Source organism: Mesoflavibacter zeaxanthinifaciens DSM 18436, assembly GCF_000422365.1.
GTDB lineage: Bacteria > Bacteroidota > Bacteroidia > Flavobacteriales > Flavobacteriaceae > Mesoflavibacter > Mesoflavibacter zeaxanthinifaciens.
On sequence record NZ_AULQ01000001.1, the window covers coordinates 495,607 to 519,072 of the forward strand.

Here is a 23,466-nt window from a genome sequence, read left to right on the forward strand (position 1 = left end):
TTTTTTATTTTAATACTCTAATAATTTTAATAGTTCTTCTTCAAATTTTCCTTTTGCTAAATATTGTTCTTCTAACTGATTTATAAAAGGAATTGGTGTATCTAAACTGGCTACACGTTTTACTGGTGCATCTAAATATTCAAAACAATGTTCCATTATTAAAGATGAAATATCACTAGCAATACCACCAAATAAAGAATCTTCTTGCAGAATAATAGCTTTACCTGTCTTTTTTACTGAAGTATAGATAGCTTCTGTATCTAAAGGTTGAAGTGTTCTTAAATCTATAACATCTGCTGAGATGTTAGGATGTACGTCTAATGTATTTAAAGCCCAATGTACAGCTGCACCGTAAGTAATAATTGTTATATCATTACCTTCTTTTAATAATGAAGCTTTGCCAAACGGTAATGTATAGTAATCAGTAGGTACATCTTGTCTAATACTTCTATATAACGCTTTGTGCTCAAAGAACAATACAGGATTTGGATCATTAATAGCTGTAGCTAATAAACCTTTTGCATCATAAGGAAACGCTGGAAACACAACTTTTAAACCTGGTGTTTTTGTAAACCAAGCTTCATTAGTTTGACTATGAAATGGTCCAGCAGCAACACCTGCACCACATGGCATACGTAATACCACATCTGCATTTTGGCTCCAACGGTAATGTGATTTTGCTAAATAATTAACTACTGGATTAAAACCTGAGGTTACAAAATCACTAAACTGTAGCTCTACAACACTTTTAATACCCGCAATACTTAATCCCATTGCAGATTCTATAATAGCAGATTCACAAATAGGAGTATTACGAACACGTTCTTTACCAAAAGCTTCGACAAAGCCTTCTGTTATTTTAAAAACACCACCATATTCTGCAACATCTTGTCCCATAATTACAAGATCTTCATGACGTTGCATAGATTGTTTTAACCCTTCAGAAATAGCATCTACTAAACGTAATTCTGACGTGTTTTCTTTTGGCTTAACTTCTTGGTATTTAAACCCTTGAAAAACATCATTTAATTCAGTACTTAAATTTGGCGTAATTGGTTCTTCCGCGAAAGCGATTTCTAAATGCTCGTTTATTTCGTGGATAATATCTTCTTTAATTTTAACTTCTTCTTCATCGGTTAAAATACCTTCATTTTTTAAAAATTCTTGATAGTTTTCAATTGGATCTTTTTTAGCCCATTGATCCATCAAATCTTGCGGTACGTATTTGGTACCACTAGCCTCTTCATGACCACGCATTCTAAAGGTTTTAAATTCAATTAATACAGGACGAGGATTTTTACGGATGCTTTCTGTAATTTCAGAAATTTTTGTGTAAACCTCTAAAATATTATTGCCATCTATAATATGACTTTCCATACCGTAACCAATAGCACGGTCTGCTAAATTCTCACAGTTGTATTGCTCTTTTGTTGGTGTAGACAAACCATAACCGTTGTTTTCTATACAAAATAGCACAGGTAATTGCCATATAGAAGCAACGTTTAAGGCTTCGTGTATATCGCCTTCACTTGTTCCGCCTTCACCTGTAAACACTGTAGTTACTTGGTTTTTGTTTTTTAGTTTAGAAGCTAAAGCAATACCATCTGCTACACCAAATTGTGGTCCCAAATGGCTAATCATACCTACAATCTTATATTGCTGTGTACCAAAATGAAAACTTCTGTCTCTACCTTTTGTAAACCCATTAGCTTTTCCTTGCCACTGCGAGAATAAACGGTATAACGGGATGTTTCTTGTTGTAAAAACACCTAAGTTACGGTGCATTGGTAAAATATACTCTTCGTCTTGCATAGCAGATGTTACTCCTACAGCTATGGCTTCTTGCCCAATACCAGAAAACCATTTACTTATTTTACCTTGTCTAAGCAAAATAAGCATCTTTTCTTCAATTAATCTAGGTTTAAGTAAACGCTTGTAAAGATCTAACAGCGTATCGTTATTTAGGGTTGATTTGTCAAATTTCATTAATAAGCTTTCAAAAATTGAAAATATGATAATATATACTATGCCAAATATAGTATAATTACGAATAAAATAAACTACTGTTTTTGCTTAGTTTTCGTTACATTTGTAGTTAGAAGATTATAATTTTTACACATTATGAATAAAATACCTAGTGTTAATTTAGAGGATTTTCTATCTGATGATCCTAAGAGAAAACAAAAATTTGTAGATGAAATTGGTAAGGCTTACGAAGAGATAGGTTTTGTAGCTCTTAAAGGTCATTTTTTAGACGATAAATTAGTAGACGATTTATACGAAGAAATAAAGAACTTTTTTGAATTACCTGTAGAAACTAAGCAGAAATACGAAATACCTGGCATTGGTGGACAACGTGGATATGTGTCTTTTGGAAAAGAAAGTGCAAAAGGTAAAAAAGAAGGTGATTTAAAAGAATTCTGGCACTTTGGACAATACGTAGAAGATGATCCAAAACGCGCCAAAGAATACCCAGAAAATGTAGAAGTTAAAGAAGTTCCTAATTTTAATGTCGTTGGAAAAAAAGCATACCAAACTTTAGAAAAAACGGCTAAGTATGTATTACGTGCTTTAGCGCTTCACTTAGGTTTAGAAGAAACGTATTTTGATAATTATATCCATAACGGAAATTCAATTTTAAGACCAATTCATTACCCACCAATTACTCAAGAACCAGATAATGCGGTTCGTGCAGCAGCACATGGTGATATTAATTTAATCACTTTATTAATGGGTGCACAAGGTCGTGGTTTACAAGTTCAAAACCATAATGGAGATTGGATTGATGCTATTGCTGAACCTGATGAATTAATGATTAATGTTGGTGATATGTTATCACGCCATACTAATAATAGATTAAAATCTACAATTCACCGTGTTGTTAATCCGCCAAGAGAATTATGGGGTACATCTCGCTACTCTATTCCTTTCTTTATGCATCCAATTAGCGAAATGAAATTAGATGTATTAGATAGTTGTGTAGACGAAAACAACCCTAAGCAATATGAAGATATTACTGCTGGAGAATTTTTAGACCAACGATTAAGAGAATTAGGATTAAAAAAATAGTTTTCAGTCGCAGTCTTAGTTGTTTCCTCTAAATAATTGTGACTGCAAACTGATACTGTAAACTAAACAACATGGATTTACAAGATCAATTAAAAAATCTATTTCCTGATCACGTCCCTGAAGAAACCGAAGAACAGCAAGAAGAAAGCAACATTTGGTTACAAGATGATCCTATAATTTGTAAATACGAAAAACGTAAAGGAAAACCCATTACAATTTTAGAAGGATATACTGGTGCTGATGAAGATTTTAAACTACTAGCCAAAGAGTTAAAACAAAAACTAAGCGTTGGTGGTAGTTTTAAAAACGATAAAATCATTATTCAAGGTGATTATCGTGATAAAATTATGGAAATATTAAAAGATAAAGGTTTTAATGTAAAACGTGTTGGAGGCTAATTATGAGTAAAAAAACGCTTCATATTACAAATGGTGGTGTATTAACAGAGTATTTAACCAAATTAGATTTTGAAGGCGACATGCTAACATGGCACGAAATGTTATGCGTTGGACCTACTACAAAAGAAATAGATAATGATAATTTTTTCAGTATTAGAAAAAATTTTATCGAGTCTACTTATAATATTCCTTACAAAGCAGAAGTTTTTAAAAAAGAGCTAGATAAACTTGCAGAATTAGAAAGTTACGAAGAAGTTATCCTTTGGTTTGAATATGATCTGTTTTGCCATATCAATATGATAGCCGCAATAAGTCTTCTAAAACAAAAAAAATGTCAATTACCTATTTACTTAGTTAATTGTGGGAAAATTGAAGGAGAAAAACAACTTAAAGGCTTTGGTGAGTTAACTCCAGAACAAATTCAGTTAAATTACGAAAACAGAATTCAATTAAATGTTGACGATATTGCTTTTGCTCAAAAAGCATGGCGTATTTACTGCGAAAACGACCATAATTTATTAAAAGAATTAATCGTACGTCCATCAAATTACATTTACATGAGCAATTGTTTAAAAGCGCACATGAAACGTTTTCCAGATACAAGATCAGGATTAAATATGATGGAGTATAATCTTTTAAAGCTAATTAATGAGTATAAAATAAAAGATCGCCATCATTTACTTGGTTATGGCTTGCATTATCAAGGTTATTACGGTTATGGAGATATCCAAATAAAAAGAATAATTGATAATATTTCAATATTCTATGACGAAAAAGAAGAACAGTTAACCCTTAACAGAAATGGACATTTAGCTTTAGAGCATCAAAAAAACTTCTTTGAAGAAATGAAATCAGACTTCCAATTTGGAGGCGTAAAAAAGTCAGATTTCCAATATTTAAAAACCGAAAGTAAATTAGTAAATACCATCAAATAATGGCAATACAAGAATCAGAACTAATCTTAAATCCAGATGGTAGTGTTTACCACCTTAATTTAAAACCAGAACATATATCAGATACCATCATCTTTGTTGGTGATCAAGACCGAGTAGAAAAAATAACAAAACACTTTGACAGCGTAGAAGTTTCTATTCAAAAAAGAGAATTTAAAACACAAACGGGCACTTACAAAGGAAAACGCTTAACCGTTATTTCTACAGGTATTGGACCAGATAATATAGATATTGTTTTAAACGAGTTAGACGCTTTAGTAAACATCGATTTAAAGACTAGACAACCAAAAGAACAATTAACATCACTTAACATTGTTCGTGTTGGTACTTCTGGCTCTTTGCAGGCAGATATCCCTGTAGATTCTTTTGTAATGGCGTCTCACGGTTTAGATTTAAACGGAATGCTACACTTTTATCAGATAGATCATATTAGTAACCCAGAAATCGAAGATGCATTTATAAACTTTACAAATTGGGACAGTAAAAAAGCACGTCCAATTATCATAAATAATAGCAAAGCTTTAGAAAAACAATTTGAAGGGTCAAATATTTTTAAAGGCATGACAGCAACAGCTGGAGGATTTTACGGTCCACAAGGTAGAGTATTAAGATTACCTCTTTTTGATGCAGATTTAAACCAAAAAATGGATACATTTAACCATGAAGGTTTTAGAGTCACAAACCTAGAGATGGAAACATCTGTAATTTACGGTCTATCAAAACTTTTAGGCCACAATGCACTATCACTTAATGCAATAATTGCAAATCGTGCTAATGGAACTTTCAGTAAAGATCCAAAAAAAGTAGTCGAAAACTTAATAGAATACACGCTTGATAAGTTTGTTAAGTAATTAAACTTTATAAACATATCTAAGTATTTCGCTTTCGCGGAAAAACATAACAATACATTAAATGAAACAAATAAACATTGGTGGCGTACCAGAACATTTCAATCTGGCTTGGTATTTAGGCTTAAAAAATGGAGAATATAAAGATGCAGGCATAAATCTACGTTGGAAAGATTATTTTGGCGGAACAGGCGCAATGAACAAAGGTTTACGCGATGGTGATATAGATATGGCTGTTATTTTAACAGAAGGGATTATTAAAGATATAATAGCAGGTAATAAGTCTAAAATTGTTCAAGTCTTTGTAGAGTCACCATTAATTTGGGGAATTCACGTAGCTTCTAAATCAGATTATAATACAATAGAAAGTCTTAAAGGCACAAAAGCAGCAATAAGTAGATACGGATCTGGTTCTCATTTAATGGCTTATGTTAACGCAAAAAATAATAATTGGGATTTAGAAAAAGATCTTGATTTTGAAGTCATAAAAAACTTAGATGGCGCTGTTGAAGGTCTTACAGAAGGTAAAGCCGATTATTTTATGTGGGAAAAATTTACCACAAAACCTTTAGTAGATAACGGTACGTTTAGACGCGTTGGTAATTGTCCTTCGCCTTGGCCATGCTTTGTAATAGCGGTTAGAGAAGAGTTTTTAAAAACGAATAAAGAAGAAGTAAAAACCATTTTAGATATTGTAAACGCTACTACATCTGAGTTTAAAGATATACCAAGTATTGATCGTATGATTGCTAATAGATATGAGCAAGAATTAGAAGATGTACAAGAATGGTTAAGTCTAACCGAATGGAGCCAAGAAAACATCTCTGAAGCGACTATAAAAAAAGTACAAGATCAACTATTTGATTTGAATATTATAGAAGAAAAGTGGAGTTATAAAGACCTTGTTGCCGAATTGTAGAATATGAAAACAATTGTTAAAATATTTGGCTTAGCACTACTCTATCTTTTTATAGTTTATCTTTTAATTAAAATCTCCTTTTCTTTATTTGACTCAAAAACAAATACAACTGAATTATCATCAACACTTTGGTTTCAGCTCATAGTCTATTTTATACCGTTAGTTCTAGTGATTTTGATTGGTAAACGTGTTTTAAAATGATTACCACTCTATCTCCTCTAACCCATTGTTCTTTAAAATAGCATTAGTCTTACTAAAGTGTTTATTCCCAAACCAATATCCGCGATTAGCACTTAATGGCGACGGATGACCTGATGTTAAAACATGATGTTTTTCACTGTCAATTAGTTTGACTTTTTTCTTAGCAAATCCGCCCCAAAGTAAAAATATGACATTTTCTTTTTGATCACTTATTGTTTTAATAACAGCATCTGTAAAAGTTTCCCAACCGTGTTTTTGATGGCTGCCAGCTTCATGCGCTCTAACAGTTAACGTTGCATTTAATAAAAACACACCTTGCTCTGCCCAACGTTCTAAATTTCCACTTTTTGGATATGTTTTTTTTACATCTGTTTCAATTTCTTTAAAAATATTAACTAAAGATGGCGGATGCGCAATACCATCATTTACACTAAAACATAATCCGTTTGCTTGATTGTAATTATGATAAGGATCTTGACCAATAATCACGACTTTTAATTGATCTAACGCACATTTTTTAAACGCATTAAATATTAGGTTTTCTGGCGGAAAGCATTGATGTTCTCTATATTCTTTCTTTACAAATTCAGCTAATTTTTTAAAATACGGTTTATCAAATTCGTCTTGTAAAAAAGGATTCCAGCTAGGGTTAATATCAACGTTCATAAGTTTGTAAATAAAATGGTAGTCTTCTAATTACTGAAGTACTTTCAAAGATAAAAATAATACTATCTTTATTTTTTAAAATTTACAGTATTTCTTCTATATGAAAAAACTAAAATTCCCTTCAGCACAAACTATTTTACTAATCATTGCAGGATTAGTAACTTTATTAACTTGGGTAATTCCTGCAGGTAAATATGAAACTTTAGGCTATAACAGTGCTGACAATACATTTACTAAAACTGGTATCACTGAAACTGAAAATTTACCAGCAACTCAACAAACTTTAGAAAACTTAAATATTAAAATTCCTTTAGAAAAATTTACTAACGGAGATATTTATAAACCAATAAATATTCCTAACACTTACCATCAATTAAAAGCTAAACCACAAGGCTTTTTTGATTTTGTAAAGTCGCCAATTAAAGGAGTTATAGAAGCAGCAGATATCATTTTTTTAGTATTAATTATTGGTGGATTAATTGGTATTATTAATAGTACAGGAGCTTTTGATGCAGGAATTGGTTGGTTGGCTAATGCATTAAAAGGACGCGAATTTATCCTAATCATCTTTGTAACAATATTGGTTGCTGCTGGAGGAACAACCTTTGGTTTTGCTGAAGAAACTATTGCCTTCTTCCCTATTTTAATCCCTGTGTTTTTAGCAGCTAGATATGATGCTATTGTTGGTATTGCGTGTATCTTTTTAGGGAGTACAATTGGCACCATGTGTTCTACAGTTAATCCGTTTAGTGTTATTATAGCAAGCGATGCTGCTGGTATTAGTTGGACAACAGGTATTTGGGGAAGATTTATAATGCTTTTAGCATGTTTAACCATCTCATTAATATATATTATACGTTATGGTAAACGTGTACAAAATGATCCTACTAAATCTATAGTTTACGACCAGCAACAACAAATCGCTGCGCTATTTAAACATGACAAAAAGAAAGTTAATTTTAATAGCAGATTACGTTTAGCCTTATTTGTATTTGCATTATGTTTTGTAATTATGATTTATGGTGTTGTCTTTTTAGAATGGTGGTTTATAGAAATGACTACTACATTTTTAGTTGGATCAATTATTATAGGTGTTATTGCAAAAATTAATGAAAGTGACTTTATAGATACTTTTATTAGAGGCGCAAGTGATTTATTAGGTGTTGCATTAATTATAGGTATTGCTCGTGGTGTTACCGTAATTATGGCTGATGGTTTGATAAGTGACACCTTATTATATTACGCTAGTTCTGCAACAGAAGGCATGAATAAAGGTGTTTTTGCAAGCACTATGACTGCAATCTACGCAGGCTTATCTTTTTTTATACCTAGTAGTTCTGGTATGGCTGTGTTGACTATGCCTATTATGTCTCCGTTAGCAGATAGCGTGGGAATTGGAAGAGAAATTGTAGTTAATGCTTACCAATATGGTATGGGATTATTTTACATGATTAATCCTACAGGTTTAATATTAGCCTCTTTAGCAGTAGTGAAAATTGGTTTTGATAAATGGTTAAAGTTTATAATGCCTCTATTTATTACTCTAGTTGTTTTTACATTAATCGTAATGACAATATCTTGCTACTTATAATTATAGTCTTAAATGACGATATTTTAAAATATCGGTCTTAAAGACGATTTTTTTGGTAATCGTGTTTTAAAACGATATCTTTATAAAAAAATATACATGATAGCAGTATTAACAGGAGATATTATTAATTCTAGACAAGGTCAAACATCGTTGTGGTTAAATCAACTAAAATCAACGCTTAATCTTTATGGACAGACACCAAAAGATTGGGAAATATTTAGAGGCGATAGTTTTCAATTAAAAACAAATCCAGAAAATGCATTACGTATAGCTTTGCATATTAAGGCTGTAATAAAACAAGTAAAACCTTATGACGTACGTATTGCAATAGGTTTAGGAGAACAATCTTATGATAGTAAAACTATATCTGAATCTAACGGAACTGCTTTTGTTAATTCTGGTGAAGGTTTTGAATCTCTTAAAAAACAAACATTAACAGTTGTATCTGAAAACAAAAAATGGGACAACACGATTAATATTATGATTAATCTAGCTTTGTTAACAGCCAATAATTGGAGTAATACTGTTGCAAAGGTAATTAGTACAGTGATAGAAAATCCTGAAAAAAACCAAAATGACATTGCTTTACTTTTAGGAAAATCTCAAAGCACCATTAGCGAAGCTTTAAAAAGAGGTGGATATGAAGAAATTATGCAGTTAAACACGTTCTATAAAGAACAAATCTTAAACCTATGATTGTACTTTTATTAAAACTATTATTAGCTCACGTAATTGGTGATTTTGTGTTACAACCAAAAAAATGGGTCAAGCAAAAAAATAAAAAGAAGCATAAATCAAAATACCTTTATTTTCATGTCCTTATACATGCTTTAGCCTTAATAATTCTTTTAAAGTTTAAATTTAGTTTCTGGATAGGTATTTTAGTTATTACAATATCTCATTATATAATAGATTTAATAAAACTCTATCTAAATAATAAAATAAAAGCACACTATCTGTTTATTGCAGACCAAATAGCACATATTATAGTAATACTAATTGTTTCAGCTTTATATACAAACTATAAGTTTGATATTAATAGTATTTACTCTAAAGAAGTCATAACTTTGTTATTAGCATTAATGACATTAACTTCAGTTTCTTCCGTAATTATGCAACTAATAATGAATAAATGGAAGTTAGATGAAGACGATGCAGAAAACTCTTTAGATAAAGCAGGAAAATACATAGGCATATTAGAGCGTTTGTTTGTCTTTGGATTTATCGTGTTAAATCAATGGAGCGCTATTGGATTGCTAATAACTGCAAAATCTGTATTTAGATTTGGTGATTTATCTAAAGCTAAAAACAGAAAACTTACCGAATATGTCCTAATAGGAACCTTGTTAAGCTTTGGTATCGCTATAGCTGTTGGTTTACTTTTTAATTTTGTTATAAAAAATTAGCTGTTAATTTTTTTTAAGAGTTAATAACTTTCAATAACTTATTCACTTAATCGATTGTGTTTGATTAATTGTTCTGTTAAATTAGTGATTAAATAAAAGATTTATGCCTAAAATTTTAATTACAGGAAATGGATTTGATTTAAATTATAATTTACCAACTCACTATTCTGATTTCATTAATATATTAAATTTTATCGAAAGAGATAAAAATTATGAATTTCACAAAATATATTCAAAAATTAACAAATATCAAGACATTGTAAATGATTACAATTCATTTGAATTAGATACTATTCGAATTGAAAAATTAAAAAAATTATTGAATGATAATTTATGGTTTAATTTTTTTAGTAATGAATATAAAATTGATTCTTGGATTGATTTTGAAAATAGAATTGAAAAAGTTTTAAGTATAATATTTAAAACTGCTGAAATTATAAAAGATAAAATTTTTGATAAAAAATCGATATTAATAAAAAACAATGAATCTTTTCCTTTCACCTATTTTAAAAACAATATCGAACATTTAGAATTACTAAAAAATTTTAAAATTATTTCATACAGAGATTTACGTAGTGGTTATTTTGTTTTAAACGAAGAGTTTTTAGTAAACAAATATGATCACCATATAGATTTAGATATTGAAGCAATTTCAAATTGTTTGAAAAAAAGTCTATATAATTTTAAAAAAATTTTCAATTATTATTTTGAAATTTTTGTTTTCCCTTTTTATGAAAATAAAAAGAATGTAATAGATAAGTTGTTTTTTAAAGATTTCAATAATTACTATACTTTTAATTATACCCCAACATTTGAAAGATTTGTTGAATTAAAAAACACCAATGTAAATTATTTACATGGTAATATAAATTCTGAAAATAATAAAATTGTATTAGGTATTAATAAAATTGATGAAAGCTTTTTAGAAAATAAATATTTTATCCCTTTTACCAAGACGTATCAAAAATTAGATTATGATACTGATTTTAAATTTTTAAAAGAATTTGAAAACAAAAAAAGTAATTATTATATGATTTTCTTTTGGGGTCATTCTTTAGATAAATCTGATAAAGAATATATAGATGAAGTCTTCAGTTTTATAAATAGTGTTAAATCACAAATTAAAAAAATAGTAGTTATTTATCACACAGAAAAATCAAAATCACAATTACTATTAAATTTAATTGATATTAGAGGTGAAAAAGATATTGTTAATTTAATGAAAGAAGATAATTTAATATTTGTAAAAATTGATTCTGAAAATTTAAAAAAACTTTTACTTATAAACACAAAAAAAGATTACATGCCTATTAGAGTTTAATGATTTTAATTTTCCCACCACAATTCCCTACCTTTGCAACGCTATATAAGAATTAACCTAGCGTTGAAAGTTCTGCAAAAGCAGACAGGATAGACATGATAAACATTCATCAAAAAACATTACAAGACTTAGAGTTTGCAACCGTTTTAAACCAAGTTAGTGAGTATTGTATCACTGCTTTGGGTAATGAAGCTGCGCTTTCTATTTCGCCATACAAAGACAAAGAGACCTTACTATTTTCGTTACAATTAACTAACGAGTATATTTCGTCCTTTTATAACGATAATCGCATACCAAATCACGGTTTCGATTCAATTACAAAAGAATTAAAACTACTAAAAATTGAAAACACTTTTTTAGAGCCACATAGTCTAAAAAAATTAGTTTCTATATCATTAACCAGTAACGATTTAATCAAATTTTTTAAAAAGTTTGAAACCTATTATCCAACTTTACAACAGTTTAGCAATAAAATTGAAGTTACTACAGATATTATAAACAAAATAGATAGTGTAGTAAACCGATTTAATGAGGTTAAAGACGACGCTTCACCAACCTTGTATGAGTTACGTCAACAAATAAACAAGTTAAAAGGTAAAATAAACTCTAGTTTTACCAGCGCTTTAAACCATTATCATAATTTAGAATATCTGGATGATATTAGAGAATCTGTAGTCGATAATAAACGTGTATTGGCTGTAAAAGCAATGTACAGACGCAAGGTTAAAGGCGCAATTATGGGCGGAAGCAAAACAGGAAGCATTGTTTATATAGAGCCAGAAACCACCTTACAACACACTAGAGAACTTAACAATTTACAATACGAAGAAGGCGAAGAAGTTGTACGTATCTTAAAAGAAGTAACCAATTACATTAGGTTTTATTTACCGCTTTTAGAGTTATACCAATCGTTTTTAACTAAAATAGATGTGATTTCGGCAAAAGCAAAATATGCCAAATCGATGAATGCGATTTTACCAGAAATCACAGAAAATCGTGAGCTATACTTACGTGATGCCTTTCATCCACTACTCTATTTAAATAATTTAGAAAAAAAGGAAACAACACATCCGCAAACTATCCAGCTTAAAGAAGATAGTCGCATTATAGTTATTTCTGGACCTAATGCTGGCGGAAAAAGTATCACCTTAAAAACTGTTGGTTTATTACAAGTAATGCTACAATCCGGATTGTTAATTCCGGTACACGAACGCAGTAAAGTCTGTTTATTTGACCGTATTGTTAGCGATATTGGAGATAATCAATCTATTGAAAATCATTTAAGTACTTACAGTTATCGTTTAAAACAGATGAATTATTTTTTGAAGAAAATAAACAAGAATACACTGTTTTTAATAGATGAATTTGGTACAGGATCGGATCCAGAACTTGGTGGCGCGTTAGCCGAAACATTTTTAGAAGAGTTTTATGCCCGTAAAGCATTTGGAATAATCACAACACATTATGCTAATTTAAAACTGTTAGCTAATGAAAAAGACGAAATGATAAACGCCAACATGATGTTTAACGAGCGTACTTTAGAACCAATGTACAAACTAGCATTAGGACAAGCAGGAAGTAGTTTTACCTTTGAAGTTGCACAAAAAAATGGAATTCCATATAGTTTAATTAATCGCGCTAAAAAGAAGATAGAACGTAGCAAAGTACGTTTTGACGCAACAATTGCTAAACTTCAAAAAGAACGCGCAAAGCTTGAAAAAACAGGTGAAAACCTAAAGAAAAACGAAAAGAAAAAACAATCTGAAGCAGATAAGTTAGAAGAAATTAATGCTAAAATTCAGAAAAAATTAGAAAGCTATCAAGAATTGTATGATAGCAATCAGCGTTTAATTTATTTAGGTCAAAAAGTAAATGATTTAGCCGAAGGTTACTTTAACAATAAACGTAAACGCGAATTGATGGCTGAGCTGTTTAAGCTTGTCCAAATTGAAAATTCTAAACGTAAAAAACAATCTGCCAAACAAGCAAAAGCTGAAAAAGCAAAACAACAAAAAGTAAAACAAGAAGCAGAGAAAAAGGTAGAAGCTATACGTAAGAAAAAGAAAGAAGCGAAGAAAAAAGAAGCCGAAAAACCTGCACCACCAAAACCAGTTTTAAAAGTTGGAGACCGCGTACGTATGCAAGATGGTAAAGCAGTAGGAAGTATTGATAATATTGACGATAAAGGTAAAGCTATTGTTAATTATGGTGTGTTTACAACTAACGTAAGCTTAGACCAATTAGAATTGGTAGAAGCGGTAAAAAAGTAAATTATTTACCAAACATTTTGTAAATAACCCAAGCTGGACCAATTAATAAAAACTGTAAATCATCAATAAAACTAGGTTTTTTACCCTCTACTTTATGTCCATAAAATTGCCCAATCCATGCTAAGACAAAAATTATTATAGATGTAATTGCTAAATTAAAATATTGAGCTATAAAGTAATTTACTATTAGACAAAATGCAGAAAAAAACAGCATTTGTAAACCAATTTTTAAAGACATTCTAAAATAAAAAAACACTAAAACAAAAGCTAATACAACAAAAGCCCAGTTTGCAATAATAGGATGTGGTAAAAAACGACTTAAAAAACCACTAGGAATAGACATAAACAGACCAACTATACTTAAAAAAATTGCAGGCACACAAATAAAGTGAATAGAAATATTTGTTGGATTTTGATGGCTTACTGCGTAACTATCAAACCATTCTTTAGCTGTTCTCATATAATTGGTTTTTGTAAATATATTAAATTATTTTTGTTATTATGAATCACTTACCAAAGCATAAACAATTAATACTTTTTGATGGCGTTTGCAACCTGTGCAATAACTCTGTTCAATTTGTAATAAAGCATGACAAAAAGAATCAGTTTATGTTTGCTCCTTTACAAGGTAAGGCTGGACAAGAAATCATTAGAAAATACAATATTAATACCGCAAAAAAAGATTCAATTTTATTATATTCTGAAGAAAAAGGACTTAAGTTGAAATCTACAGCAGCATTATATATAGCTAAAGATTTAGGATTTCCTTACGCTCTACTTTCTGTGTTTTTAATTGTTCCTGCTTTTATCAGAAATATGGTTTACGATTTTATAGCCAAAAACCGCTACAAATGGTACGGTAAAAAAGAAGCTTGTATGATTCCTACACCAGAGTTAAAGAGCAAATTTTTGGAGTAATATTGTTCTCGATACAATACTTCTATTGTCGCAATACTCGAATCGACGAGTTTAAGATATATAAAACCACGACACCTCGAGTGTTTTTTGAAGAATGAGAAAAATGCATCGAAAAGCTTTATCTCACCCAAAGTATAAGTTTACTTAATAAAAAGTTCACTTCCCTAATTACAATTTTTTTAGTTTATACTTTCAAATTAATTTAGCATTGAGAGTAAGTAATAAAAGATCTCAAAGCATTACTGTTAACTTAACCCTTACTTCTGTTAGTAAGGAACGAGTTAAGTTCTAAACAAAAGGCATGTCTAACCGTTTGTTTAGCTTAGGTTACTAATGGACAATGTAATGTTTTGAGATTTATTTTTTAGGTAAAGAGGTTTAAACATTTAATTATTTTAAAATCTTTTTTAGATAATGATAAGCTTCTTTTTCCATGATATCAAAACCACCATCTGCAAAAGCCATTAATTTTATATCAGCAAATAAATCTGCTAAATCATTACGGTAATAATCATGTGTTTTTACAGCTTCGATAATATTTTGTATGCTTTGGTAGTCATTATCTTGGTTAAACTTCTCTTCTACTCTTTTGTAAATATCCTTATCAACTCTAGATAAAATATATTCTTTTTCTTTTTTGGTTTCTTCTAAATCAGAATGAGCTACAAAAATTAAAATGTATGCTAATAATTCTTCTTTAGACCATTGTTTAGGATCTTGCATGTTTCCTGTTGTTAAAGTTCCGTATTCTGTCCACGAACCATCGTAAACGCTATTGTTATAACCTAATAGTGTTGCAGCTAAACTTAAAATTGAAGCTGTAATACCAGAGCCACAAGTAAACACTAAATGTTGATTATTGTTTGCTAAATCTTTAAAAGTTGAAGCTATTTGTTCTTTATGCTGAAATTTATGTTCGTTTAAGATATTTTGATATGGTAAATTAACCGAGTTTGGTATATGTCCTGAGCGTAAACCTTCTCTTGGTTCTGGTACGCGACACATAAAACGATCGTTAGACCTTGCATCGATAATCTTAAAATTTGGATCTTTATTTATAGCTTCTAAAGATTCAAAATAGACAATGTTATTTGGTTTGTATTTAGCTATAAAATTTCCTGAGTTATATTGTTTTTCAGTTTTAACTTCTGTTGGAAATTTCTGAGCCTTCCATTCAGGAAAACCTCCATCTAAAACAGCTACATTGTTATGTCCAAATGTTTTAAATAACCACCAAACACGCGGACTTGAATATATTCCAAATTCATCATAAACAACAATAAAATCATCGTGATTTATTCCTAATTTTTGTGCTTCGGTTTGAAATTGAATTTCAGAAGGAATTGTATTAGGAAATTCTGCTGAAGCATCACTAAAAGCATTCTTTATATCAAAAAATCTAGCATTTTCTATTTGTTGTTCTTCTGATTGAAAGTTGCTAGAAACTTTTTGAATCGTTCCATTTAAAACAACAACGTTTGGATGGCTTAAATGATCTTTTAACCACTTTACAGAAACAATATTATCAAAACCATCCATAATTAGATATTAAGTTTTATCTGTTTAAATTTAGAATAATTATAATACATGATTATTTTACATCTTCATAATTGTCATCCCATTCTTTTGGATGTGGCTCATGCAATTTATCTAACGATTTTGCAACTAACATTGATACAGTAGCATCACCAGTTACATTTACCACAGTACGACACATATCTAAAGGTCTATCTACTGCAAATATCAAGGCTAATCCAATTGGTAATAATTCCGCGGGAAAACCAATAGACTCTAAAACAATAACTAACATTACCATACCTGCACTTGGCACAGCAGCACTACCTATAGAAGCTAATAATGCGGTTAAAATTATAACAATTTGATTGGTAAAAGTTAATCCTTCTGGCCAAATTACCTGCATAATAAAAACAGCTGCTATACCTTGGTACAAACTTGTGCCGTCCATATTGACAGTAGCACCAACAGGTAATACAAATCCAGAAACTTCTTTATCTACACCAAGATGCTCTTCAACACGCTCCATAGTTACTGGTAAAGTTGCTGCACTACTAGAGGTGGAAAATGCTAATAATTGTGCTGGACTAATTTGTTTTAAAAACCATAATGGTGATTTTTTAGCATAAACACTAACTAAAATCAAGTAAAAACAAATCATTAAAAACAATCCTCCAACAACACATAATGCATATAATAAAAGTTTTAGTAAAATTTCTGTATCATCAAAAGCTATAATTACGTTTGCCATTAGTGCAAATACTGCGTATGGAGCAAAAAGCATAATTAAATCGACCATTTTCATTATGACTTCGTTGAGTGAATCGAAAAAATCTACCATAGGCTTGGCTTTTTTCTCTCCAATTAGCAACAAACAGATACCAACAAATAACGCAAAAAATATGACTTGTAACATTGAAGCGTCTGCAAAAGATTGAAATATATTACTCGGGAAAATATCTACTAAAGGTTGTAAAGGACCAGCGTCTTTAGTTGCGTTTGCTTTATTTAATTTATCAACAACACCTGCATCATTTTCATACTTCATTTTAATTTTTTCGATGGTATCTTTTGGCATTCCTGTACCTGGTTTTGCAATATTTACAATGCTTAAACCAATAACAATAGCTACTAAAGTTGTTGTTATGTAAATACCAATGGTACGTAAGCCCATTTTTTTAATTTTTGAAATATCTTTTAAATCGGAAACTCCTTTAATTAATGATGCTAAGATTAAAGGAACAGCAATTAACTTTAAAAGATTAATAAAAATTTTACCGAATGGTGCAATCCAATTTGTTGTAAATAATTTTCCGCCATCAATGGTATTCATTAAAAAACCAAAAATTATCCCTAGTATCATTCCTATAATAATCTTCCAATGTAACGCTAGTTTCTTCATATAATATATTTCTTTTCCTTAGATAAATTCTGTAATTAGTTATTTTATAGTTCTTTATAAGCTTATTATATTTTTAGTAAATTTTATTGATCAAAAAATAATCAGCTAAAACCAGTGCAGCCATAGCTTCTACAATGGGTACAGCACGAGGTACAACACAAGGATCGTGTCTTCCTTTACCTTGCATTTCAACTTCATTCCCTTCTTTATCAATAGTGGTTTGATCTTGCATAATTGTTGCTACAGGTTTAAAAGCAACTCTAAAATAAATATCCATACCGTTACTTATTCCTCCTTGGATACCACCAGAAAGATTTGTTTTGGTACTTCCGTCAATATTAAATTGGTCGTTATGTTCACTACCTTTCATTTTAGCGCCGCAAAATCCGCTACCATATTCAAAGCCTTTTACGGCGTTTATTGATAGCATAGCTTTACCTAATTCGGCATGTAATTTATCAAAAACAGGCTCGCCTAATCCAATTGGCACATTTTTTAATACACAAGTTACTGTTCCTCCTATAGTATCACCTTCTTTTCTGATTTGCTTGATTTTTTCAATCATTTTATCAGCATATTCTTCATCTGGACAACGTACAATATTAGATTCTACTTTAGAAAAGTCTAAATCTTGGTACGGTTTTTCAAGAAAAATATCACCAACAGAAGATGTATAAGCATGAATTTGTATAGTATTAAGCATTTGCTTAGCAATTGCTCCAGCTACTACTCTACTCGCAGTTTCCCTAGCACTACTGCGTCCGCCACCACGATAATCTCTAAACCCGTATTTTTTATCGTATACAAAATCTGCATGACTTGGTCTGTATGCATTTTTAATATGCGAATAGTCTTTAGATTTTTGATTGGCATTTTCTATAACAAAACCAATTGGTGTACCGGTAGTTTTACCTTCAAAAATACCAGAAAGAAATTTGACTTCGTCTGGTTCTTTACGTTGAGTTACAATTTTTGATTGTCCTGGTTTACGACGATTCATTTCGTGCTGGATTGCTTCAAAATCTAATTCAATTCCTGGTGGACAACCATCTATAATTCCGCCAATTGCAGTTCCGTGTGACTCACCAAATGTGGTAAGTTTAAATAAGTTTCCGAAGCTATTTCCTGCCATAAATATTTAATTTACGCTAATGTAATCATAAAAAATGCCTAAACAAAACAGGTTTTATTTCAACTTTAAAAAATTGATAATATTAACTTAACAATATACTGATAATTAAATAATTGTCTAGACACGTTGAATTAACAATCATTATCAATATTTGTAATGTAAAAAATCTAAAGTATTGAAATTTAAAAGAAAAGTTGAAATTGTAGTTATATCTGATGTGCATCTTGGTACTTATGGTTGCCATGCTAAACAACTTCTTACCTATTTAAATAGTATAGAACCAAAACATTTAATTTTAAATGGCGATATTATAGATGTTTGGCAGTTTAGTAAGCGTTACTTTCCTAAATCACATATGCAAGTGATTAAAAAAATTGTATCATTTGCTGCAAAAGGAACAAAAGTAACTTACATTACTGGAAATCATGACGAAATGCTTAGAAAGTTTACTGATACCGAAATTGGTAACATTGCAGTTGTTAATAAATTAGTTTTAGAATTAGACGATAAAAAAGCTTGGATTTTTCATGGTGATGTTTTTGATGCCTCAATCCAAAATGCTAAATGGTTAGCAAAACTTGGTGGTTATGGTTATGACCTTTTAATTTTAATAAACCGTTTTACTAATTGGATGTTAGTTAACTTAGGAAAAGAAAGATATTCTTTATCAAAACGTATTAAAAACAGCGTAAAATCTGCAGTTAAATACATTAGTAATTTTGAAAAGACAGCTACTGATTTAGCTATAGAAAACGGTTACGATTATGTGATTTGCGGTCATATACACCAGCCAAAAAATGAAATCGTAGAGTCTAAAAAAGGAAAAACACACTATTTAAATTCTGGTGATTGGGTTGAAAACTTTACTGCTTTAGAATATCAGTTTAAACGCTGGAAACTATACAAATACAGCGAAGATAAACTTTCTGCTTTTTATGCTGATGAAGATCTTAAAGAAATGACAGAAGCCGAATTGATTGCGGCAATTACAGTTATGAAACCAATGAAATAATTCGGTTTTTTAAAATAGATTAAGTTTCTTTACTTTGTAAAAAACGTACCACATGAAACTTACGCAATCTATTTTACTCTTATTTTTAAGTCTATTTTTATTTAATTGTTCTGATGATAGTGATGATTCAGAAATAAATAATCAAATTCAATTTTCTGGTGAGTTTTTACCATTATCCATTGATAACCAATGGAATTATGATATAGAAAACACAAATAACAATACAAACGAAACTACAAATAGTCAAGACGTTTTAAAGGTTGAAAGTGAAAATGCCTCAGGATTTTCTTTATCAGTTAATGATAATGGCGTAGCTAATGGAACTATGAGTGGCATTTTAACCACTGGAGATTTATCTTTAACAGAAACCACTTTAGTTTCTAACGGAACAATAGGCTTACCTATTGACGGATTTGATTTTAATATTGTTTTAGAAAATGCGTTATTATACAATACTGAAGCACCAAATGGCGAAATACTATATACACAGTCAGGTACTTTTGCTCAAGACTTTCAAGGATACCCAATAACTATTAATTATTCTTTGTTTAGCACACAGTTAGAAAACCTAGAAAATTTGGAAGTTTTAGGTGCAAATTTTGATACTGTAACATCTGCTAATATTTCACTTGAATTATCTGTATCTACAGAAGTGTCTGTATTTGGTTTAACGCAAACCATAAGTCTTTTAGATACTCAAAATGTCTTATCTGTAGATGCGTTTTATGCAAAAGATATAGGATTGATTACCGCTAATGCTAATATTGGTTATTCTTTAAACGAAAATACAGTAACCATTTTACAGCAACTAGGTGTAGATTTAAGCATGCTACCAACAAGCACGTCAATATTAAACACACAAGAATTGACAAGTTACACTTTACAATAAAGCTTCTTTTAATATAGTTATTGGATGATATGCAGTTTTCTGAGTTCCATCTTTTATTTGATGCCTACAACTAGTACCATTTGCACTAATTACAGTAGTTTTATCAGCTTTTCTTATTGCTGGAAATAAAGTTTGCTCGCCTATTTGCATACTTATATCAAAATGTTCTTTTTCGTACCCAAAACTTCCTGCCATTCCGCAACAACCACTTGGTATGATTGTAACTTTATAATTTTTAGGAAGGTTTAAAACGTTAAAACTATGTATTTGATTAGACAATGCTTTTTGATGACAATGCCCATGAAATTTTATTGTTTTTTCTTCAAGAGTGAATTGATCTGAAGTGATGTGTCCTTTAGCAATTTCATTACTAATAAATTCTTCAATTAAAAAGGTGTGCTTAGCAATACGTTCTGCTGAAATTTTATCATCTACTAACTTAGAATATTCATCTTTAAACGTTAGAATAGCTGAAGGTTCTATGCCTATTAAAGGTGTGTTTTCAGTAATTAACTTTTTAAAAGTTTCAACATTTTTATCTGCTACGGTTTTTGCTTGGTCCAATAATCCTTTGGATAAAAACGAACGACCAGATTCGGTATGATTTACAATTTCAACTTGATAATTTAACGCGTTTAACACTGTTATTGCATCTTGACCTATTTGGCTATCTAATTGGTTGGTAAACTCATCATTAAATAAATATACTTTTTTTATTAAATTATTTTCAATTAATTGATTTTTAGCATTTAGGTAATATTTATCTAAACTAACACTTGATAATAAAGGCAAACTTCTTTTAGACGCAATTCCAAAACTTTTTTTAATTAATGAAGCTGAAATTTTATTAGAAAACATAAAATTAGTTACACCTTTAAAACGTCTTCCAAATACATTTAATTGATTGTTGTAAGCAAACAATTTGGTGCGCCAACTAACTCCATTCTCTTTTTGATATTGATATAAAAACTCGGCTTTCAAACTAGCAACATCAACACTACTTGGGCATTCGCTAGCACAAGCTTTACAGCTTAGACACAAATCAAAAACATCTTTTAATTCTTTATGATTGAATTTGTTTTCTTTATCCGAAGTCGTTAAAAACTCACGTAACGCATTGGCTCTAGCTCTTGTGGTATCTTTTTCGTTTTTTGAAGCTCTGTAACTTGGACACATTGTACCGCCAAATTCTGGCAATTTTCTACAATCTCCTGATCCGTTACATTTTTCAGCTTCGCGTAAAATCCCTAAAGATTTAGAAAAATCAAGTTTAGTTTCAATACTAGGTTCTACTCTATCGGGTTGATAGCGTAAGTTTTTATCCATTGGTAATGCATCTACAATTTTACCAGGATTAAAAATATTATCAGGATCAAAAGTGTACTTTATTTGCTTTAGTGTTTGGTAATTTTTGCTACCTATCATTAACTCGATAAACTCTGCACGTACAATACCATCACCATGTTCGCCACTAAAAGAGCCATTATATTTTTTCACTAATTTGGCTACATCGGTTGTAATTTGCCTAAATAATTTAACGTCTTCAGATTGCTTTAAATCTAAAATTGGACGTAAATGAAGTTCGCCAGCACCAGCATGCGCATAATACACTGCATTCTGGTTGTAACGCTTCATTAAAGCAGTAAATTCATTAATGTAATTGGCTAAATCATCAACAGTTACAGCTGTATCTTCAATACAAGCAACCGCTTTTTTATCGCCAACAATATTACCTAATAATCCTAAACCTGCACTTCTTAGATTGTTAGCTTTATCTATTTCATCTTCTATTAAAATAGGATTAGCGTAGCTTAAATTATGTGTTTCAATATCAATAATAAAAGCATTTGCTTTGTCTTTGGCGTCTGTTAATGTGTTTGCTCTAACTTCGCACATTAAAATTGCCACAGGATCACCTACTATAAAGCTTCTATTTTCTTGTTGGGTTTTATTGGCTTTTGTACAATCTAATATGGTTTTATCCATCATTTCGCAATTAAACAAATCGTGTTGCATTGCAGGTTTTACTGCATTTAAACAATCTTCAATAGTTTTAAAGTGCATAGCAACCATGACGCGATGTTTTGGTGGTAAAGCGTCTAATTGCAAGGTGATTTCGGTGGTAAACGCTAATGTACCTTCGCTTCCTAATAATAATTTAGCGACGTTAATATCTTCTTTTTCTATTAGTTCGTCAATTGCGTAACCAGTGTTTCTTCTATGAATTTCAGGTTTTGGAAAGTTCTTTTTTATTTCGTTTACGATTTCTTCTGAAGAAATAATTTCATCTAAAACCTTATAAATATTGGCTTCTAAGGTATTATTAGATTTTAATTGCTGAATTTCACTTTTAGTTTTTGAATTAAAAACAGCTTCACTTCCATCACTTAAAATAGTTTTTAGTTGAATAACCTTATCTCTTGTCACTCCATATTTAATAGATGTTGTTCCTGACGAGTTGTTACCAACCATTCCGCCAATCATACAACGATTAGACGTAGATGTATTTGGACCAAAAAATAACCCAAAGGGTTTTAAATAATTATTTAATTGATCACGAACAACACCAGGTTGTACGGTTACTGTTTTATTATTTTTATCTAAACTTATTATTTTATTGAAATGCTTTGAAACATCAACTACAATTCCGCTACCAACACATTGACCAGCAAGTGATGTACCTGCAGTACGCGGTATTAATGAAGTTTTGTTGTTTTTAGCAAAATCAATAAGTTTAATTATGTCATTTACTGTTTTTGGATAAGCAACCGCAAGTGGTAAAATCCTATAAACAGAAGCATCTGTAGCGTATAATGTTTTTAATAGTTGGTCAAAATGAAGTGTTCCGTCTAAGTTTTTGGAAAGTGCTTGAAGCTTAGCGTTCATAAGAGTTAGGATGTTTTTGCTAAAAATCAAATTTAAGACATGTTAACTAATATTAACAACGATTTATGAA

Annotated in this window: 20 protein-coding genes; 13 read left to right on the top strand and 7 right to left on the bottom strand. The window is 30.3% G+C overall.

Annotated features, from left to right (window positions below):
• Positions 1-9 precede the first annotated feature (9 nt).
• Positions 10-1,986, bottom strand: coding sequence for an alpha-ketoacid dehydrogenase subunit alpha/beta (locus tag H574_RS0102385; protein WP_027879020.1), 1,977 nt, complete (start codon positions 1,984-1,986; stop codon positions 10-12).
• Positions 1,987-2,121: 135 nt separating this feature from the next.
• On the opposite strand from H574_RS0102385, the gene H574_RS0102390 reads away from it, so the two are divergent.
• The 5 genes from H574_RS0102390 to H574_RS0102410 all read left to right on the top strand — a co-directional run bounded on the left by H574_RS0102390 (position 2,122) and on the right by H574_RS0102410 (position 6,187).
• Positions 2,122-3,069, top strand: a complete 948-nt coding sequence (locus tag H574_RS0102390; RefSeq protein WP_027879021.1) for an isopenicillin N synthase family dioxygenase — start codon at positions 2,122-2,124, stop codon at positions 3,067-3,069.
• 71 nt (positions 3,070-3,140) lie between these two features.
• The gene (locus tag H574_RS0102395) at positions 3,141-3,467 is read left to right on the top strand and encodes a translation initiation factor (protein WP_027879022.1); all 327 of its coding nucleotides are present in this window, start codon (positions 3,141-3,143) and stop codon (positions 3,465-3,467) included.
• Between the two features lie 2 nt (positions 3,468-3,469).
• The gene (locus H574_RS0102400) at positions 3,470-4,402 is read left to right on the top strand and encodes a DUF1835 domain-containing protein (protein WP_027879023.1); all 933 of its coding nucleotides are present in this window, start codon (positions 3,470-3,472) and stop codon (positions 4,400-4,402) included.
• Complete coding sequence (locus H574_RS0102405; protein ID WP_027879024.1) at positions 4,402-5,271, top strand: nucleoside phosphorylase; 870 nt, start codon at positions 4,402-4,404, stop codon at positions 5,269-5,271. Before H574_RS0102400 ends, H574_RS0102405 begins: the two co-directional genes overlap by 1 nt.
• A gap of 61 nt (positions 5,272-5,332) precedes the next feature.
• Positions 5,333-6,187 carry a substrate-binding domain-containing protein gene (locus H574_RS0102410; protein ID WP_027879025.1) on the top strand — a complete coding sequence of 285 codons (855 nt, stop codon included), beginning with the start codon at positions 5,333-5,335 and terminating at the stop codon, positions 6,185-6,187.
• Between the two features lie 201 nt (positions 6,188-6,388).
• On the opposite strand, the gene H574_RS0102415 is transcribed toward H574_RS0102410, so the two are convergent.
• Positions 6,389-7,054 carry a uracil-DNA glycosylase gene (locus tag H574_RS0102415; RefSeq protein WP_027879026.1) on the bottom strand — a complete coding sequence of 222 codons (666 nt, stop codon included), beginning with the start codon at positions 7,052-7,054 and terminating at the stop codon, positions 6,389-6,391.
• A 100-nt stretch (positions 7,055-7,154) separates the two neighbouring features.
• Between H574_RS0102415 and H574_RS0102420 the strand changes: the two genes are divergently transcribed.
• From H574_RS0102420 to H574_RS0102440, 5 genes are all read left to right on the top strand, one after another.
• On the top strand, positions 7,155-8,645 hold the full coding sequence (locus H574_RS0102420) for a YfcC family protein (RefSeq protein WP_027879027.1): 1,491 nt from the start codon (positions 7,155-7,157) through the stop codon (positions 8,643-8,645).
• Between the two features lie 96 nt (positions 8,646-8,741).
• On the top strand, positions 8,742-9,341 hold the full coding sequence (locus H574_RS0102425) for a SatD family protein (protein WP_027879028.1): 600 nt from the start codon (positions 8,742-8,744) through the stop codon (positions 9,339-9,341).
• On the top strand, positions 9,338-10,051 hold the full coding sequence (locus H574_RS0102430) for a DUF3307 domain-containing protein (protein WP_027879029.1): 714 nt from the start codon (positions 9,338-9,340) through the stop codon (positions 10,049-10,051). Before H574_RS0102425 ends, H574_RS0102430 begins: the two co-directional genes overlap by 4 nt.
• 103 nt (positions 10,052-10,154) lie before the next feature.
• Positions 10,155-11,372: an AbiH family protein gene (locus H574_RS0102435; RefSeq protein WP_027879030.1), complete on the top strand. Its 1,218-nt coding sequence runs from the start codon at positions 10,155-10,157 to the stop codon at positions 11,370-11,372.
• Between the two features lie 95 nt (positions 11,373-11,467).
• Positions 11,468-13,642: an endonuclease MutS2 gene (locus H574_RS0102440; RefSeq protein ID WP_027879031.1), complete on the top strand. Its 2,175-nt coding sequence runs from the start codon at positions 11,468-11,470 to the stop codon at positions 13,640-13,642.
• Between the two features lies 1 nt (position 13,643).
• Here H574_RS0102440 and H574_RS0102445 read toward each other — a convergent pair whose 3' ends face one another.
• On the bottom strand, positions 13,644-14,102 hold the full coding sequence (locus H574_RS0102445; RefSeq protein ID WP_027879032.1) for an Mpo1 family 2-hydroxy fatty acid dioxygenase: 459 nt from the start codon (positions 14,100-14,102) through the stop codon (positions 13,644-13,646).
• A gap of 41 nt (positions 14,103-14,143) precedes the next feature.
• On the opposite strand from H574_RS0102445, the gene H574_RS0102450 reads away from it, so the two are divergent.
• Positions 14,144-14,560, top strand: coding sequence for a thiol-disulfide oxidoreductase DCC family protein (locus tag H574_RS0102450; protein WP_036226925.1), 417 nt, complete (start codon positions 14,144-14,146; stop codon positions 14,558-14,560).
• A gap of 390 nt (positions 14,561-14,950) precedes the next feature.
• Here H574_RS0102450 and H574_RS13865 read toward each other — a convergent pair whose 3' ends face one another.
• The 3 genes from H574_RS13865 to aroC form a co-directional block, all read right to left on the bottom strand.
• Positions 14,951-16,099, bottom strand: a complete 1,149-nt coding sequence (locus H574_RS13865; protein ID WP_081653161.1) for a sulfurtransferase — start codon at positions 16,097-16,099, stop codon at positions 14,951-14,953.
• A 52-nt stretch (positions 16,100-16,151) separates the two neighbouring features.
• Positions 16,152-17,477 (bottom strand): dicarboxylate/amino acid:cation symporter, encoded by a 1,326-nt coding sequence (locus H574_RS0102460; RefSeq protein ID WP_027879034.1) that lies wholly within the window; start codon positions 17,475-17,477, stop codon positions 16,152-16,154.
• A gap of 73 nt (positions 17,478-17,550) precedes the next feature.
• The gene (gene aroC, locus H574_RS0102465) at positions 17,551-18,609 is read right to left on the bottom strand and encodes a chorismate synthase (protein WP_027879035.1); all 1,059 of its coding nucleotides are present in this window, start codon (positions 18,607-18,609) and stop codon (positions 17,551-17,553) included.
• Positions 18,610-18,784: 175 nt separating this feature from the next.
• On the opposite strand from aroC, the gene H574_RS0102470 reads away from it, so the two are divergent.
• Entirely contained in the window at positions 18,785-19,621 is an 837-nt protein-coding gene (locus H574_RS0102470) for a UDP-2,3-diacylglucosamine diphosphatase (protein ID WP_027879036.1), read from the top strand.
• Between the two features lie 52 nt (positions 19,622-19,673).
• A complete protein-coding gene (locus H574_RS0102475) occupies positions 19,674-20,510 on the top strand; it encodes a hypothetical protein (protein ID WP_027879037.1) in 837 nt (278 codons plus the stop codon).
• Here the strand turns inward: H574_RS0102475 and H574_RS0102480 are convergent.
• Positions 20,502-23,396 carry an FAD-binding and (Fe-S)-binding domain-containing protein gene (locus H574_RS0102480; RefSeq protein WP_027879038.1) on the bottom strand — a complete coding sequence of 965 codons (2,895 nt, stop codon included), beginning with the start codon at positions 23,394-23,396 and terminating at the stop codon, positions 20,502-20,504. The genes H574_RS0102475 and H574_RS0102480 overlap by 9 nt on opposite strands.
• Between the last annotated feature and the right edge of the window lie 70 nt (positions 23,397-23,466).

Excerpts from the sequence above, each read along its gene's own strand:
- H574_RS0102385 (WP_027879020.1), bottom strand. The coding sequence starts at position 1,986 with ATGAAATTTGACAAATCAACCCTAAATAACGATACGCTGTTAGATCTT.
- H574_RS0102390 (WP_027879021.1), top strand. The coding sequence starts at position 2,122 with ATGAATAAAATACCTAGTGTTAATTTAGAGGATTTTCTATCTGATGAT.
- H574_RS0102395 (WP_027879022.1), top strand. The coding sequence starts at position 3,141 with ATGGATTTACAAGATCAATTAAAAAATCTATTTCCTGATCACGTCCCT.
- H574_RS0102400 (WP_027879023.1), top strand. The coding sequence starts at position 3,470 with ATGAGTAAAAAAACGCTTCATATTACAAATGGTGGTGTATTAACAGAG.
- H574_RS0102405 (WP_027879024.1), top strand. The coding sequence starts at position 4,402 with ATGGCAATACAAGAATCAGAACTAATCTTAAATCCAGATGGTAGTGTT.
- H574_RS0102410 (WP_027879025.1), top strand. The coding sequence starts at position 5,333 with ATGAAACAAATAAACATTGGTGGCGTACCAGAACATTTCAATCTGGCT.
- H574_RS0102415 (WP_027879026.1), bottom strand. The coding sequence starts at position 7,054 with ATGAACGTTGATATTAACCCTAGCTGGAATCCTTTTTTACAAGACGAA.
- H574_RS0102420 (WP_027879027.1), top strand. The coding sequence starts at position 7,155 with ATGAAAAAACTAAAATTCCCTTCAGCACAAACTATTTTACTAATCATT.
- H574_RS0102425 (WP_027879028.1), top strand. The coding sequence starts at position 8,742 with ATGATAGCAGTATTAACAGGAGATATTATTAATTCTAGACAAGGTCAA.
- H574_RS0102430 (WP_027879029.1), top strand. The coding sequence starts at position 9,338 with ATGATTGTACTTTTATTAAAACTATTATTAGCTCACGTAATTGGTGAT.
- H574_RS0102435 (WP_027879030.1), top strand. The coding sequence starts at position 10,155 with ATGCCTAAAATTTTAATTACAGGAAATGGATTTGATTTAAATTATAAT.
- H574_RS0102440 (WP_027879031.1), top strand. The coding sequence starts at position 11,468 with ATGATAAACATTCATCAAAAAACATTACAAGACTTAGAGTTTGCAACC.
- H574_RS0102445 (WP_027879032.1), bottom strand. The coding sequence starts at position 14,102 with ATGAGAACAGCTAAAGAATGGTTTGATAGTTACGCAGTAAGCCATCAA.
- H574_RS0102450 (WP_036226925.1), top strand. The coding sequence starts at position 14,144 with ATGAATCACTTACCAAAGCATAAACAATTAATACTTTTTGATGGCGTT.
- H574_RS13865 (WP_081653161.1), bottom strand. The coding sequence starts at position 16,099 with ATGGATGGTTTTGATAATATTGTTTCTGTAAAGTGGTTAAAAGATCAT.
- H574_RS0102460 (WP_027879034.1), bottom strand. The coding sequence starts at position 17,477 with ATGAAGAAACTAGCGTTACATTGGAAGATTATTATAGGAATGATACTA.
- aroC (WP_027879035.1), bottom strand. The coding sequence starts at position 18,609 with ATGGCAGGAAATAGCTTCGGAAACTTATTTAAACTTACCACATTTGGT.
- H574_RS0102475 (WP_027879037.1), top strand. The coding sequence starts at position 19,674 with ATGAAACTTACGCAATCTATTTTACTCTTATTTTTAAGTCTATTTTTA.
- H574_RS0102480 (WP_027879038.1), bottom strand. The coding sequence starts at position 23,396 with ATGAACGCTAAGCTTCAAGCACTTTCCAAAAACTTAGACGGAACACTT.